The 15060-nt window shown below is 44.2% G+C and carries 15 protein-coding genes and 2 riboswitches; all 15 genes read left to right on the plus strand.

Annotated elements, in window-relative coordinates; translation table 11 throughout:
- Window positions 1-32 precede the first annotated feature (32 nt).
- The 15 genes from NST39_RS03455 to purN all read left to right on the plus strand — a co-directional run bounded on the left by NST39_RS03455 (window position 33) and on the right by purN (window position 15051).
- Window positions 33-929: a LysR family transcriptional regulator gene (locus NST39_RS03455; RefSeq protein WP_106066647.1), complete on the plus strand. Its 897-nt coding sequence runs from the start codon at window positions 33-35 to the stop codon at window positions 927-929.
- Between the two features lie 115 nt (window positions 930-1044).
- Window positions 1045-1146, plus strand: a riboswitch (purine riboswitch).
- Window positions 1147-1290: 144 nt separating this feature from the next.
- Window positions 1291-2616 (plus strand): NCS2 family permease, encoded by a 1326-nt coding sequence (locus NST39_RS03460; RefSeq protein WP_106066648.1) that lies wholly within the window; start codon window positions 1291-1293, stop codon window positions 2614-2616.
- A 399-nt stretch (window positions 2617-3015) separates the two neighbouring features.
- On the plus strand, window positions 3016-3783 hold the full coding sequence (locus tag NST39_RS03465; RefSeq protein ID WP_341027119.1) for a hypothetical protein: 768 nt from the start codon (window positions 3016-3018) through the stop codon (window positions 3781-3783).
- 205 nt (window positions 3784-3988) lie between these two features.
- Window positions 3989-4543: a DUF2179 domain-containing protein gene (locus NST39_RS03470; protein WP_003214176.1), complete on the plus strand. Its 555-nt coding sequence runs from the start codon at window positions 3989-3991 to the stop codon at window positions 4541-4543.
- Entirely contained in the window at window positions 4540-4740 is a 201-nt protein-coding gene (locus NST39_RS03475) for an NETI motif-containing protein (protein WP_341027120.1), read from the plus strand. The genes NST39_RS03470 and NST39_RS03475 overlap by 4 nt, the downstream gene beginning before the upstream one ends.
- A gap of 79 nt (window positions 4741-4819) precedes the next feature.
- A riboswitch (purine riboswitch) is annotated at window positions 4820-4921 on the plus strand.
- A gap of 169 nt (window positions 4922-5090) precedes the next feature.
- Window positions 5091-5579: a 5-(carboxyamino)imidazole ribonucleotide mutase gene (gene purE, locus NST39_RS03480; RefSeq protein WP_044141605.1), complete on the plus strand. Its 489-nt coding sequence runs from the start codon at window positions 5091-5093 to the stop codon at window positions 5577-5579.
- Window positions 5572-6714 carry a 5-(carboxyamino)imidazole ribonucleotide synthase gene (purK, locus tag NST39_RS03485; RefSeq protein ID WP_341027121.1) on the plus strand — a complete coding sequence of 381 codons (1143 nt, stop codon included), beginning with the start codon at window positions 5572-5574 and terminating at the stop codon, window positions 6712-6714. Before purE ends, purK begins: the two co-directional genes overlap by 8 nt.
- Window positions 6711-8006 carry an adenylosuccinate lyase gene (gene purB / locus NST39_RS03490; RefSeq protein ID WP_044141516.1) on the plus strand — a complete coding sequence of 432 codons (1296 nt, stop codon included), beginning with the start codon at window positions 6711-6713 and terminating at the stop codon, window positions 8004-8006. Before purK ends, purB begins: the two co-directional genes overlap by 4 nt.
- A gap of 72 nt (window positions 8007-8078) precedes the next feature.
- Window positions 8079-8801 carry a phosphoribosylaminoimidazolesuccinocarboxamide synthase gene (purC, locus tag NST39_RS03495; RefSeq protein WP_044141517.1) on the plus strand — a complete coding sequence of 241 codons (723 nt, stop codon included), beginning with the start codon at window positions 8079-8081 and terminating at the stop codon, window positions 8799-8801.
- Window positions 8794-9048 (plus strand): phosphoribosylformylglycinamidine synthase subunit PurS, encoded by a 255-nt coding sequence (gene purS / locus NST39_RS03500; protein WP_003214349.1) that lies wholly within the window; start codon window positions 8794-8796, stop codon window positions 9046-9048. Before purC ends, purS begins: the two co-directional genes overlap by 8 nt.
- Window positions 9045-9728: a phosphoribosylformylglycinamidine synthase subunit PurQ gene (purQ, locus tag NST39_RS03505; protein ID WP_044141518.1), complete on the plus strand. Its 684-nt coding sequence runs from the start codon at window positions 9045-9047 to the stop codon at window positions 9726-9728. The genes purS and purQ overlap by 4 nt, the downstream gene beginning before the upstream one ends.
- Window positions 9712-11943, plus strand: a complete 2232-nt coding sequence (gene purL / locus NST39_RS03510) for a phosphoribosylformylglycinamidine synthase subunit PurL (RefSeq protein ID WP_341027125.1) — start codon at window positions 9712-9714, stop codon at window positions 11941-11943. Before purQ ends, purL begins: the two co-directional genes overlap by 17 nt.
- Entirely contained in the window at window positions 11919-13349 is a 1431-nt protein-coding gene (gene purF / locus NST39_RS03515; protein WP_341027127.1) for an amidophosphoribosyltransferase, read from the plus strand. The genes purL and purF overlap by 25 nt, the downstream gene beginning before the upstream one ends.
- Before the next feature lie 95 nt (window positions 13350-13444).
- Entirely contained in the window at window positions 13445-14485 is a 1041-nt protein-coding gene (gene purM / locus NST39_RS03520; protein WP_113768216.1) for a phosphoribosylformylglycinamidine cyclo-ligase, read from the plus strand.
- A complete protein-coding gene (purN, locus tag NST39_RS03525; protein WP_341027129.1) occupies window positions 14482-15051 on the plus strand; it encodes a phosphoribosylglycinamide formyltransferase in 570 nt (189 codons plus the stop codon). The genes purM and purN overlap by 4 nt, the downstream gene beginning before the upstream one ends.
- The last annotated feature ends 9 nt before the right edge of the window (window positions 15052-15060 follow it).

The raw sequence follows: 15060 nt of genomic DNA on the forward strand, positions 1-15060 counted from the left end.
ATGTTTTTCATGAAGGAGATGAGTGAATACTCATGAGCTTTGTTCGCTTTGATATTATTGCAAAAGTGGTCGAGCTTGGCAGTTTTACCGCAGCAGCTGAAGCATTAAATATGACGCAGTCCGCCGTGAGTCATGCAGTGGCAAGTTTAGAAACGGAGTGGGGTGTGTCTTTATTCATTCGTGATCGAAAAAAGGGCATTATGCTGACAGACATCGGTCAAACGCTTCTCCCGCATATTAGAGAAGTGTTAAATAGGGTGGAGAAGATCCAGCAGGAGATTGCGTTAACGAAAAATATCGAAACTGGCTTGATTCGTATCGGAACTTTTGCCAGTGCATCAGCTTGTTTATTACCTAAGCTGCTTGTGAGCTATCAGAAAAAGCATCCGAAAATCGAATTTAAATTTTATGAGGGAACGTATGAAGAAATATTGGAGTGGCTAGACTCTGGCATCATTGATGTTGGATTTGTTGTGAAAGGCCATGCGGATGAAGCCTTTGACTTGTTGCCGCTGATCAAAGATGAGATGGTGGTCGCCTATCATCCAAATCATCGATTTCACCGGCAGTCCATTGTAGACATCACAGATTTGACGGATGAACCATTTATTATGCCTACTGGCATGTATCAATCACATGTAGAGGATATATTTTCTGAGGCTCAATTGAAGCCAGCTACTTTATTTGAAGTACACGATTGTACGACCATTGCTCGTATGGTTGGGGAAGGACTTGGTGTCACGATAGGTCCTGAGCTGTTTTTAAAAACGCAGCAGCTTGTGCACATTCGAAAGTTGAATGTCTCTCATCATCGTGAGGTTGCGCTCGCCTGTCCGTCTCTCTCCCAAGCTTCTCCAGCTGTGAAAGAGTTTTTCCATGTAGCCGAAGCGGTTTTTGCAAAAGAGAAGGATTTGGAGAAGGGTGTATGAAGAACTAGATGCGATTTTCCAAATTCGTGCAATAAGACGAATGAAGCGGACATTTCTTTGAAAAATGTTCGCTTTTCGTATTGTGTTTTAAAAATGAAGTTGGTACAATAGACACAGAAATCAAATAGATAGAAGTCGTATAATAGCGGGGATATGGCCCGCAAGTTTCTACCAAGCTACCGTAAATGGCTTGACTACGTCAATTCACACTCGTTTGATATAAATCATGCATTGTTCTTGTTTTATGTCACCGTCTGAATTCACATATGTAGTCAAGCGTCCCAAAACTGTTGGGGCGTTTTTTATTTGACTTGTGAATGGGGCAGACTAAAGTAAAAGGACATGAAGGGAGTCAGTTGGCTTGAAACAGTTTTTTCAGTTTGATGAGTTAGGAACGAATTACCGCAGAGAAATCATCGGTGGTTTAACCACATTTTTGTCGATGGCTTACATTCTGTTTGTCAATCCGACCACACTTGCTTTAGTAGCAGTACCGGATTTTCCAGATAAATTACGAATTGATCAGGGTGCTGTCTTTACAGCGACGGCGTTAGCCTCTGCCGCAGGGTGTATTCTGATGGGGCTAATTGCCAGGTATCCGATTGCGATTGCACCAGGTATGGGCTTGAATGCCTTTTTCGCCTTCTCGGTTGTTCTTGGCATGGGCATCACATGGGAAGCAGCACTTTCTGGTGTATTTGTTTCAGGGTTGATTTTCGTTGCCCTTTCTTTAACAGGTTTCCGTGAAAAAATCATCAATGCCATTCCGGCTGAGCTGAAGCTGGCGGTTGGTGCAGGTATTGGCCTATTCATTACGTTTGTCGGTCTGCAAGGCTCTGGCATTATTGCCAATAATGATAATACGCTCGTTTCGATTGGAAACATTCATAGTGGTCCTGTCTTATTAACGGTGTTTGGTATCGTGGTGACTGTCATTTTAATGGTTCTGCGAGTAAATGCAGGTGTCTTCATTGGGATGCTTGTGACAGCTATTGCAGGAATGATTGTTGGTCTTATCCCAGTACCGACGCAAATTGTGGGAAGTATTCCAAGCTTATCTCCAACCTTTGGACAAGCTTTGATTCACTTGCCAGACATTTTCTCGATTCAAATGCTTGTCGTGATTTTAACGTTCTTATTCGTTGGGTTCTTTGATACAGCAGGAACGCTTGTGGCTGTTGCAACCCAAGCTGGTTTAATGAAAAATAATGAGCTGCCGCGTGCAGGAAGAGCACTTCTAGCGGATTCATCTTCAATCGTTGTAGGTTCTGTTCTTGGAACATCGACGACAACATCTTATGTTGAATCTAGCTCAGGTGTTGCGGCTGGTGCACGTTCTGGATTTGCAGCTGTCGTGACAGGTATTTTCTTCTTGCTTGCGATGTTCTTCTCGCCGCTATTATCCATCGTTACATCGAATGTGACAGCACCTGCTTTGATTATTGTGGGTGCACTGATGGTCGCTCCGCTTGCGAAGATTGCATGGGATCGTTTTGAAATTGCCGTACCAGCGTTCTTAACGATGATCATGATGCCACTCACATACAGTATTGCAACAGGGATTGCGGTTGGCTTTATTTTCTACCCGATTACGATGATCTTTAAAGGGAAAGCCAAAGAAGTACATCCGATTATGTACGGATTGTTTGTGATCTTTATTCTCTACTTTGCTTTCTTAAATCATTAATTGTTGACAAAGGGTTAAAATGATCTTTATTTTAGCCCTTTGTTTTCTTTCAGCGTGATAAAAAACCTTTGAAGTCTAGGAAGGGCAGCTACTTTTGCGGAGCGAATTTGATATTCGTGAGCACCAGCGCGCAGGACTGACAACGAATGCGAGGGTTTGTCTACACGCTGAAACAGCAGCTCATGGAAGCTGCTGTTTTTTGTTTTGTCTTATTTTCTTGGCATTTTAAAACCTCTGCTGCCCTTTATCCGTCTATTCGTATGAACGTCAAGGAATCTTGACTGAACAGAGAGACTCCGCTACTTTAAACAGAGAGACTCCGCTACTTTAAAAGGAGTCATCCGAATAGGTCATTCGTATGAGCCTATAAGGATTGTGCTGGATAGGAGTTGATATGAGATGTTAGAAAAAAATGAAGAGCCATCAATAGATCAAGAAACGAGGCAATCCCGCCTCAGCAGAAGCGCCGCAAAACGTGGAAGAACGTCGAAAACAAAAGCAGCGGGTGATGAGCGTTCTGCCATTCAGCGTATGCTGCAAGGTGTAGGAGGCGCGTTTAAGCGCTATGGTTCATATGGACTTGCGATGTTAAAATCACCGAGCCGGTCCATCAATCAAGCGGAAACATTACGGATGAAGTACGCCTGGATCTCGATTGTGTTATTCAGCGTGTTTTTTGCTTTAGGCAACTATGTTCAATTAAAGGCGTCAAAGACTCGTTTATTAGGCTTTGGCATTCATTACTCTTTTGGTGACGCCTTTTTGAGGGTGGCGGTCTTTACACTCATTCTGCTCACATTGATGATGTTGACCGTCTGGTTACTCGGAAAGTACATGCTAAAAGGAAACATATCACTGAAAGAAGTGATCATGAAGTTTGGTGCCGCACTTGTACCGGTTTTGGTTTTATCTATCCTTTGGCTTGTATTTGCCATGCTGAATATTCCATATGTGACGGTCATTTTATCTGTGATGATGTTTTTTGGTCTCCAGTTGATTGCGGTCGTACTGTTTCGCTCGGTTCAATCGGAGCATGAAGCGGTGCGCGGTGATTTAATGTATGCCAGCTGGATCTTTTTATTGGTGGAGCTTGTCATCATTGCACTGCTTTGGAGCATTGTCGGAGAGTATTTGATTCCATCACTTGTGCCTGTTCGATTTGGATAATACACACACTGAAAACCTCCTTTTTTGAAAAAGGAGGTTTTCATGTTGAGAAGAGAAAAAAACGGGTAAACTCTTGGTAACAAAGACCACCCTTGTTGTCGAAAGATATATGTGTTTTTCTCGCGCAAATTTGATTGTATCAAGGTTTGTTCTCTAGTAGAATATGGGGTGCTTTATTTGATTTTTAGTGCAGGGGGTTCGAATCGTGCTTCAACAACTTTTATCCAATGCGTTCACCATGGTTTTGATCATTTTAGTCATTAATATTGTCTATGTCTCTTTTTCCACCATGCGTTTGATTTTAACAATGAAAGGAAGACGGTACGCAGCTGCATTTGCTGGTACGATTGAAATGCTTATTTATGTGATTGGATTAAGTATCGTACTTGATAACTTAGATCAAATCCAAAATGTCATTGCGTATGCGCTAGGTTATGGGATGGGGATCATTGTCGGGATGAAAATTGAAGAGAAGCTGGCACTTGGCTACACAACGGTTAACGTGATCACAAAAGAATTAGATGTCGATCTCCCAAGACAATTGAGAGAAAAAGGATATGGTGTCACCACCTGGGCAGCAGGCGGTCTTGAAGGAGACCGGTCAGCAATGCAAATTTTAACACCGAGAAAATATGAACTGCAATTATATGAAACGATTAAAACGCTTGATTCAAAGGCGTTTATCATTTCTTATGAGCCCAAATCAATTCACGGCGGCTTCTGGGTGAAGGCTGTGAAGAAAAGGAGAATTAAAGAATGACCGCAAAACCAAAGAAGAAAAAATTCTATGTGGAAGACAACATGACGATCGATCAAGTGTTGTCCCAGATGGCAGTGGAAGGCTACTCGCCTGTCCGACGAATGGAGGAGCCGGTTTTTCAAGAAAAGAAGGAAAATGGGTCGATTCAGATCATTCCGGTTGGGAAAAAAATCGTATTTGAAGGAAAAATAGTCTAAATCCGAACATTAAAACGACGACTTCATAGATTGTTCGATAAATCCGTTGACATCATGAACATCCGTTGTTAAGATAAACATGAATTCAAAACACGAACCTCATATAATCTTGGGAATATGGCCCATAAGTTTCTACCCAGTTACCGTAAATGACTGGACTATGCAGGATAGTGAACAAAACTGACATGGCGTTTCAAAAGCGAACAGCGCTTACCATGGCCCGGTTTGTGTTGCTTCCTAACAATGCAATGCAAATCGGGCTTTTTTGTTCGGCGTTTGACAAGCTGCTTAGGTTTGGGAAGCGTGTCAAACGATACAAAATCGAATATCAGCTTAAAGGTGGGGACAAAATGAAGCCGCTTGTAGGTGTCATCATGGGAAGTACATCTGATTGGGAAACAATGAAACATGCGTGCGATATCTTAGAGGAATTAGACATTCCGTATGAAAAACAGGTAGTATCCGCACACCGGACACCTGACTTGATGTTTGAATATGCGACAGAAGCAAGAGGTAAAGGACTAAAAGTCATCATTGCCGGTGCTGGAGGCGCAGCACATTTACCGGGGATGGTCGCAGCGAAAACGACACTGCCGGTCATTGGTGTGCCCGTACAATCAAAAGCACTAAATGGACTGGATTCCTTATTATCCATCGTTCAAATGCCAGGCGGTGTACCAGTTGCGACAGTGGCGATTGGCAAAGCCGGTGCAACAAATGCAGGGCTTCTAGCTGCACAAATGATTTCAGCATTTGATGAAACAATCGCTGCTCGCCTTGAAGAAAGAAGAGAGCAAACAAAACAGACTGTACTAGAAAGCAGTGATCAGCTTGGCTAAGCAGACCATTTTTCCAAACGCAACCATCGGTATTATCGGCGGAGGACAGCTTGGCAGATACATGGCCGTCAGCGCAAAGCAAATGGGGTACCGGGCAGCTGTCTTAGACCCAGTCGCACAATCTCCTTGTGGACAGGTTGCTGATACAGAAATCACAGCTGCATATAGTGACCTGGATGGAATCAGGCAGCTCGCAGAAATCAGCGATGTCGTGACATATGAATTTGAAAATATTGATTATGATGCACTTAATCAATTGAAGGAAGAAGCCAATTTACCGCAAGGAAGTGAACTTCTTCTTTTAACTCAAAATCGTGAAACGGAGAAAAAAGGGATTGTAGATGCAGGCTGTGAAGTCGCGCCTTATCGTATCATTCATGATGAAAAAGAGCTGGAAGACGCAGTAACCGTAGTTGGTTTGCCAGCCGTTCTGAAAACATGCAGAGGCGGCTACGATGGAAAAGGGCAGTATGTGATCAAGGAAATAGGACAGCTTCATGAAGCAACTGCATTGCTCACACATGGAACATGTGTTTTAGAAAGCTGGGTCCCATTTCAAATGGAGCTCTCGGTCATCGTCACTCGTTCTATTCATGGGGAGATTGCGGTATTCCCTGTCGCTGAGAACATTCATAAGCACAACATTTTGTTCCAAAGCATTGTGCCTGCAAGAGTAGATAAAAGCATTCAGGAGAAGGCAAAAGTGTTGGCAACGACACTGGCTGAAAAGCTGGGGCTAGTGGGTACACTTGCTGTAGAACTGTTCCTGACAAACGAAGGAGAACTGCTCGTCAATGAACTGGCGCCTCGCCCGCATAATTCTGGTCATTATACGCTCGATTTATGTGAGACGAGTCAGTTTGAACAGCATATTCGCGCGATATGCGGTTTGCCGCTTGGCGGTACAGCCCTTTTATCAGAGGGCATGATGGTGAACTTATTAGGCGATGAAGTAGACATCCCAAAAGAACAACCTGAGCTTCTCAAAGAAGCGAAGCTTTATCTATATGGAAAGCATGAAGTGAAAACCGGCCGCAAAATGGGGCATATGACTTTTATGAAACAGCTTGATGATGAATGGATGACAAACATCACAAAGATATGGACTGAAAGAGATGGAGGAAACGGGAAATGATCGAACGTTACGCACGACCAGAAATGTCAGCAATCTGGACAGAGGAAAACAAATTTAATGCATGGCTTGAAGTAGAAATTCTCGCTTGTGAAGCTTGGGCAGAGCTCGGCGTTATTCCAAAAGAAGACGTTGTGACTATGCGCAAGAATGCAAGCTTTGATATTGATCGTATTCTAGAGATTGAACAAGACACGCGCCATGACGTGGTTGCCTTTACGCGTGCTGTATCTGAATCTCTAGGAGAAGAAAGAAAGTGGGTTCATTACGGGTTAACCTCTACAGACGTAGTGGATACGGCGCTTTCATATCTATTAAAACAGGCGAACGATATCTTGCTCAAGGACATTGAGAGATTTGTTGACATCCTAAAAGAAAAAGCAAAAGAGCACAAATATACCGTCATGATGGGCCGTACACACGGTGTACACGCTGAACCGACAACATTTGGCCTGAAGCTTGGTCTTTGGTACGAAGAAATGAAGCGTAACCTAGAACGTTTTAAACAAGCAAAAGCTGGCATTGAATTCGGCAAAATTTCTGGAGCTGTTGGCACATATGCGAACATCGACCCATTTGTTGAGCAATATGTATGTGAGAAGCTTGGCATCAAAGCTGCACCAATCTCAACCCAAACCTTGCAGCGTGATCGTCATGCCGATTACATGGCAACTCTTGCACTCGTCGCAACAAGCATTGAGAAATTTGCTGTTGAAATTCGTGGACTTCAAAAGAGTGAAACACGTGAAGTAGAAGAGTTCTTTGCAAAAGGACAAAAAGGATCATCAGCAATGCCGCATAAACGCAACCCAATCGGCTCTGAAAATATGACGGGAATTGCCCGCGTCATCCGTGGATATATGCTGACAGCTTATGAAAATGTACCACTTTGGCATGAGCGTGATATTTCTCATTCGTCTGCTGAACGCATCATTTTACCAGACGCAACGATTGCACTGAACTACATGCTAAACCGTTTCTCAAACATTGTGAAAAACTTGACGGTCTTCCCTGAGAACATGAAACGCAACATGGACCGCACACTTGGCTTGATTTACTCACAGCGCGTTCTTCTTGCATTAATCGATACAGGCATGGCACGTGAAGAAGCATATGATACGGTTCAGCCGAAGGCAATGGAAGCGTGGGAAAAGCAAGTGCATTTCCGTTCATTAGTAGAAGCGGAAGAAAAAATCACATCACGCTTAACACCTGAACAAATCGCTGACTGCTTCGATTACAACTATCACTTGAAAAATGTCGATATGATTTTCGAACGTCTAGGTCTTGCGTAAGAAATGGGTCGCCTGCTCGTCAGGTGCCCAATCCTGAAAATTGCCAACATTCAAATTAGGAGGCCAACCTGAATGACTGTGAAACAAGAACTTCTCTACGAAGGCAAAGCGAAAAAAATCTATCAGACCGATGACGAGCATATTCTATATGTCGAATATAAAGACTCAGCGACAGCATTTAACGGCGAAAAGAAAGCTGAAATCGAAGGCAAGGGCAGACTGAATAACGAAATTTCAAGCTTAATCTTTCAAATGCTGCATGAGAAAGGGATCAACAATCACTTTGTGAAACGCCTTTCTGAAACAAAGCAGCTCATTCAAAAGGTGCAGATTGTGCCACTTGAAGTCGTTGTACGAAATGTGGTGGCAGGCAGTATGTCAAAGCGCCTTGGCATTCCAGAGGGAACAAAACTGGATACACCATTGATCGAGTTTTACTACAAAGATGATGCACTCGGCGATCCGCTCATTACAGAAGATCATATTCGCATTTTAGATGCAGCGACACCAGAGCAAGTCGAGGAAATGAAGCAGATCACAAGACAAGTAAATGAAGAGTTAAAGCAAATCTTCTCAGACTGCCATGTGAATTTAATTGATTTCAAACTTGAATTCGGAATAGATCACGAGAATCGTATTTTGCTAGCTGATGAGATTTCACCTGATACGTGCAGGCTTTGGGACAAAGATACAAACGAAAAGCTTGATAAAGACGTGTTCAGACGAAACCTGGGCGGCTTAACAAATGCATACGAAGAAATTTTCAAAAGACTTGGAGGCCATAAACATGTATAAAGTGAAAATTTTTGTCAGCTTAAAAGAGAGCGTTCTTGATCCACAAGGAAGTGCCGTGCAGCACGCCTTGCACAGCATGTCTTATCAGGAAGTAAAGGATGTCCGTATCGGGAAATACATGGAGCTTGTCATTGAAAAATCAGATCGTGATTTAGACACAGTCGTCAAAGAAATGTGTGAAAAATTACTGGCCAACACGGTGATTGAAGATTACCGCTATGAGGTGGAGGAGGTTGTCGCACAGTGAAGTTTGCAGTGATCGTCTTGCCTGGCTCTAACTGTGATATCGATATGTACCATGCGATTCAAGATGAGTTAGGTGAACAAGTTGAATATGTATGGCACGACGAAACGAGTCTAGACCGATTTGACGGTGTACTCGTACCAGGCGGTTTCTCTTATGGGGATTACTTAAGATGTGGTGCGATTGCTCGCTTTTCAAACATTATGCCGGCGGTGAAAAAAGCAGCTGCGGAAGGAAAGCCTGTTCTCGGTGTTTGTAACGGGTTCCAAATTCTTCAGGAGCTTGGCATTCTTCCGGGTGCGATGAGACGAAATAAAGACTTGAAATTTATCTGTCGTCCAGTTGAACTCATTGTAGAGAACAACGAAACGCAATTTACAAGCGGCTATCAAAAAGGCGAATCCATTTCGGTTCCTGTAGCGCACGGTGAAGGCAACTTCTACTGTGATGAAGACACTTTAGCAAAGCTTATTGAAAATAACCAAATCGCTTTCACTTACGGAGACGATATTAACGGCAGTGTCAATCGAATTGCAGGTATTACGAATGAAGAGGGCAATGTACTCGGCATGATGCCGCACCCTGAGCGCGCGGTGGATACATTACTAGGCAGCGCAGACGGACTTAAATTGTTTCAATCTATCGTGAAAAATTGGAGGGACACTCATGTCACTACTGCTTGAACCAAGTCACAAGCAAATTAAAGAAGAGAAATTGTATCAGCAAATGGGATTGAGTGATGAAGAATTCGCTTTAATCGAATCCATTATTGGCAGGCTGCCAAACTACACAGAAACGGGTATTTTTTCTGTCATGTGGTCAGAGCATTGCAGTTATAAAAACTCAAAGCCTGTTTTAAGCAAATTCCCGACAAAAGGAGAGCATGTTCTTCAAGGTCCTGGGGAAGGCGCTGGAATCGTTGATATTGGAGACAACCAAGCGGTTGTATTTAAAATCGAATCACATAACCATCCATCTGCGATTGAACCGTATCAAGGAGCAGCTACTGGTGTCGGCGGAATTATCCGTGATGTATTCTCCATGGGTGCGCGTCCAATTGCTGTACTAAACTCTCTTCGTTTTGGTGAACTGACTTCACCGCGCGTGAAGTACTTGTTTGAAGAAGTAGTGGCAGGGATCGCAGGCTATGGAAACTGTATCGGAATTCCTACAGTCGGCGGAGAAGTTCATTTTGATCAAAGCTATGAAGGCAATCCACTTGTGAATGCGATGTGTGTTGGATTAATCAACCATGAGGACATCAAAAAAGGGCAGGCAAAAGGTGTCGGCAACACGGTGATGTACGTTGGTGCTAAAACGGGACGTGACGGTATTCACGGTGCAACATTTGCGTCTGAAGAATTTTCCGATGAATCAGAAGAAAAACGTTCAGCTGTTCAAGTCGGCGATCCATTCATGGAAAAACTGCTGCTTGAAGCGTGCCTTGAAGTCATCAAAAACGATGCGCTCGTTGGGATTCAAGATATGGGTGCGGCTGGCTTAACAAGCTCAAGTGCGGAAATGGCGAGTAAAGCAGGTTCTGGTATTGAGATGAATCTAGACCTCATTCCACAGCGTGAAACAGGCATGTCCGCATACGAAATGATGCTGTCTGAATCGCAAGAGAGAATGCTTCTGGTCATTGAAAAAAGCCGTGAGCAAGAAATCATTGATATTTTCGAAAAATACGATCTTGAAGCAGTATCAGTCGGTCATGTGACAGACGATAAAATGCTTCGTTTACTCCATCAAGGGGAAGTGGTATGTGAGCTTCCTGTTGACGCTCTTGCAGAAGAAGCACCGGTTTATCATAAGCCGTCAAGCGAGCCTGCATACTATCGTGAGTTTTTAGAAACAAAAGTGGAAGCTCCAGCGATCACAGATGCGGCTCAGACATTAAAGCAGCTCCTTCAGCAGCCAACGATTGCAAGTAAAGAATGGGTCTATGATCAGTATGACTACATGGTTCGGACAAATACCGTCGTTGCACCGGGCTCTGATGCGGGCGTACTAAGAATCCGCGGAACGAAAAAAGCCCTAGCGATGACAACAGATTGTAACGCACGCTATCTCTATCTTGATCCAGAGGTCGGCGGGAAAATCGCCGTCGCAGAAGCAGCACGTAACATTGTCTGCTCAGGCGCTCGTCCACTAGCAGTGACAGATAACCTAAACTTCGGTAACCCGGAGAAACCAGAAATTTTCTGGCAAATTGAAAAATCTGCTGACGGGATTAGCGAAGCATGCCGCACGCTAAGCACACCGGTTATCGGTGGGAACGTCTCTTTATATAATGAATCAAATGGAACAGCGATTTATCCAACACCAGTCATTGGGATGGTTGGTTTGGTTGAAGATACTGCTCATATTACGACTCAATCGTTCCAGCAGGCTGGCGATGTCATTTTCGTCATTGGTGAGACGAAGGAAGAATTTGCAGGCAGTGAGCTTCAAAAAATGACAGAAGGCCGTATTTACGGAAAAGCACCGGAAATTGATTTGAACGTAGAGCTTTCGCGTCAAGAAGCTCTGCTAGCCGCGATTCAAAACGATCTCGTTCAATCAGCACACGATGTGTCTGAAGGCGGACTTGGTGTAGCACTTGCTGAAAGTACATTTGGAACTGACGGGCTTGGCGCAGATATCCAAATCGATTTAAACAGCGAAGCTTCATTATTCAGTGAAACACAGTCACGTTTTGTCGTCACAGTCAAACCGGAGCACCGCGAAGCGTTTGCTGCGGCGGTCAAAGATGCGAAAGAAGTCGGAACGGTTACAAATGATGGTGTATTTACTGTCAAAAATCAAGAAGGACAACAATGGATTCATGCAGCGGTCAACGAGCTTGAACGTGCATGGAAAGGAGCGATCCCATGCTTGCTGAAATCAGAGGCTTAAATGAAGAGTGTGGTGTCTTTGGGGTTTGGGGACACGAAGAAGCCCCGCAAATCACATATTACGGATTGCATAGCCTTCAGCACCGAGGACAAGAAGGTGCGGGAATCATTGCAACAGATGGTGAGAACCTGACGTCACACAAAGGCCTTGGACTGATTACGGAAGTCTTTCAAAACGGTGAGCTAAAGGATTTGAAAGGAAAAGGTGCGATCGGACACGTTCGGTATGCGACAGCAGGTGGAGGCGGCTTTGAAAATGTGCAGCCCCTCTTCTTCCGTTCGCAAAACAATGGCAGCCTTGCCCTTGCTCATAATGGGAACTTAGTGAATGCAACGCAGTTAAAGCAGCAGCTAGAGAACCAAGGGAGTATTTTTCAGACCTCTTCTGATACCGAAGTGCTGGCTCATTTAATTAAACGCAGCGGGCATATGGAATTAAAGGAGCAGATCAAAAATGCACTGTCCATGCTTAAGGGAGCATATGCTTTCTTAATCATGACGGAAACAGAAATGATCGTGGCGCTTGATCCGAACGGCTTACGCCCACTTTCACTTGGTATGCTTGGGGATGCTTATGTTGTCGCTTCTGAAACATGTGCATTTGATGTCGTCGGTTCCACGTATTTACGTGATGTGGAGCCTGGCGAAATGCTGATCATTAATGACGAAGGCCTCAAATCTGAGCGCTTCTCGATGAACATTAACCGCAGCATGTGCAGCATGGAATACATTTATTTCTCAAGACCTGACAGCAATATCAACGGCATCAATGTGCATAGTGCGAGAAAGAGTCTTGGCAAAAAGCTTGCTGAGGAAGCGCATGTCGAAGCAGATGTTGTGACAGGTGTACCAGATTCCAGTATTTCTGCAGCGATTGGATATGCCGAAGCAACAGGTATTCCGTATGAGCTCGGTTTGATTAAAAACCGTTATGTTGGCCGGACGTTTATCCAGCCGTCTCAAGCATTGCGTGAGCAGGGCGTACGGATGAAGCTGTCTGCTGTGCGCGGTGTAGTCGAAGGAAAGCGTGTCGTGATGGTGGATGATTCCATCGTACGCGGGACAACGAGCCGCAGAATTGTCACGATGCTAAGAGAAGCGGGTGCGACGGAAGTCCATGTACGCATTAGTTCACCGCCAATCGCACACCCGTGTTTTTATGGAATTGATACATCCACACACGAAGAGCTGATTGCTTCTTCTCATTCAGTGGAAGAAATTAGACAGGAAATCGGTGCAGACTCCATTGCATTTTTATCTGTAGACGGTTTAATGGATGGGATTGGCAGGAAGTATGATGATCCGCAACGCGGTCAGTGTTTAGCATGCTTTACTGGGAAATACCCGACTGAAATATATGAAGATACAGTTCTTCCGCATGTGAAGGAAACAGTCCTGACGAAATAATCGAATAAAGGAGCAGCAGTCAAGATGAGTTGATATGCTGCTCTTTCATTCTGCCGAAAATACATGGAAAGCAGCAGCTAAAAGGAGTGAATGGGATGTCAGAAGCATATAAAAACGCCGGTGTCGACATCGAAGCAGGGTACGAAGCCGTCAAACGAATGAAAACACACGTAGAACGTACAAAACGAGCAGGTGTCATGGGCGCTCTAGGTGGATTTGGCGGTATGTTTGATCTATCTGAGCTGCCATACAAAAAGCCCGTTCTTGTTTCAGGAACAGATGGTGTCGGAACGAAATTAAAGCTTGCCTTTTTAATGGATAAACACGATACGATCGGCGTCGATGCCGTGGCCATGTGTGTCAACGATGTGCTTGCACAAGGGGCAGAACCGCTCTTTTTCTTAGATTACTTAGCCGTTGGAAAAGCAGATCCGGTCAAAATTGAATCCATTGTCAAAGGTGTGGCTGACGGCTGTGAGCAGTCTGGTTCAGCACTTGTCGGCGGTGAGACAGCCGAAATGCCAGGTCTTTACACAGAAGAAGAATATGATATTGCTGGTTTTTCGGTAGGTGTCGTTGAAAAGGACGAAATCGTGACAGGAAACAGCATCAAAGAGGGACATTTGCTCATTGGACTCAGCTCAAGCGGAATTCATAGCAATGGATACTCCCTCGTTCGTAAAGTTTTGCTGGAAGACGCTGGTCTTGATCTGCACCAAACGTATGAACCTTTTACAAGACCGCTCGGTGAAGAGCTTCTTGAACCAACAAAAATTTATGTGAAGCCCGTACTCAAACAAGTAAAAGCCGGCAAAGTTGACGGCATGGCACATGTGACAGGCGGCGGTTTTATTGAGAATTTACCACGTATGCTGCCAGAAGGTCTTGGCGTTGAGATTGATAACGGCTCATGGCCAGTACCACCCATTTTCTCCTTTATCCAAGAAAAGGGTCAGTTGAAGGCAGAAGAGATGTTCAACGTGTTTAATATGGGCATTGGCTTTGTCCTAGCTGTAAAAGAGGACGATCTTGTGGATGTGATTAGTGAGCTTGAACAAGATGGAGAGAAAGCATTTCTCATCGGACGTGTTCAAAAAGGAGAAGGTGTCACATTCGGCGGTGGAAGCCTCTCATGAAGAAGTTTGCGATCTTCGCCTCTGGAAGCGGGACGAACTTTCAAGCCATTATAGATACGTTAAAAGAAGAAAAGTGGCAGGCAGAGGCCGCCATTGTGATTTGTGATAAACCGGGTGCAAAGGTGCTGGAGCGTGCTGAGAAAGAGGGCATTCCCTCCTTTGCTTTTACACCGAAAGCTTTTCCGAATAAAGCCGCTTTTGAACAAACGATCATCGAACAACTGAGGCTTCATGAAGTAGAATGGGTTTTCCTTGCGGGGTATATGAGACTGATCGGTCCGACATTACTTGAAGCATACAAAGGGAAAATTGTGAATATCCACCCATCCTTGCTGCCAGCCTTCCCAGGTCTTGATGCCATCGGACAAGCTTATCAAGCAGGCATCAAAGTGGCAGGCATCACCGTCCATTTTGTCGATGAAGGGATGGATACAGGTCCGATTATTGACCAAGCCGCAATTTATATTGAACAAGGCGAAGAGCTTGAATCGATTGAAAAAAGAATGCATGAACTAGAACACACACTATATCCAAAAGTGATCAAATCACTTTTAGAATTATCTTAATGAGGTGAC

This window comes from Bacillus sp. FSL W8-0645, assembly GCF_038007905.1.
In the GTDB taxonomy this organism is placed as follows: Bacteria; Bacillota; Bacilli; order Bacillales; family Bacillaceae; genus Bacillus; species Bacillus pumilus.

Bases quoted from the DNA above. Each gene is read 5' to 3' on its own strand.
- NST39_RS03455 (WP_106066647.1), top strand. From the start codon at position 33: ATGAGCTTTGTTCGCTTTGATATTATTGCAAAAGTGGTCGAGCTTGGC.
- NST39_RS03465 (WP_341027119.1), top strand. From the start codon at position 3,016: ATGTTAGAAAAAAATGAAGAGCCATCAATAGATCAAGAAACGAGGCAA.
- NST39_RS03475 (WP_341027120.1), top strand. From the start codon at position 4,540: ATGACCGCAAAACCAAAGAAGAAAAAATTCTATGTGGAAGACAACATG.
- purE (WP_044141605.1), top strand. From the start codon at position 5,091: ATGAAGCCGCTTGTAGGTGTCATCATGGGAAGTACATCTGATTGGGAA.
- purB (WP_044141516.1), top strand. From the start codon at position 6,711: ATGATCGAACGTTACGCACGACCAGAAATGTCAGCAATCTGGACAGAG.
- purC (WP_044141517.1), top strand. From the start codon at position 8,079: ATGACTGTGAAACAAGAACTTCTCTACGAAGGCAAAGCGAAAAAAATC.
- purS (WP_003214349.1), top strand. From the start codon at position 8,794: ATGTATAAAGTGAAAATTTTTGTCAGCTTAAAAGAGAGCGTTCTTGAT.
- purL (WP_341027125.1), top strand. From the start codon at position 9,712: ATGTCACTACTGCTTGAACCAAGTCACAAGCAAATTAAAGAAGAGAAA.
- purF (WP_341027127.1), top strand. From the start codon at position 11,919: ATGCTTGCTGAAATCAGAGGCTTAAATGAAGAGTGTGGTGTCTTTGGG.
- purM (WP_113768216.1), top strand. From the start codon at position 13,445: ATGTCAGAAGCATATAAAAACGCCGGTGTCGACATCGAAGCAGGGTAC.
- purN (WP_341027129.1), top strand. From the start codon at position 14,482: ATGAAGAAGTTTGCGATCTTCGCCTCTGGAAGCGGGACGAACTTTCAA.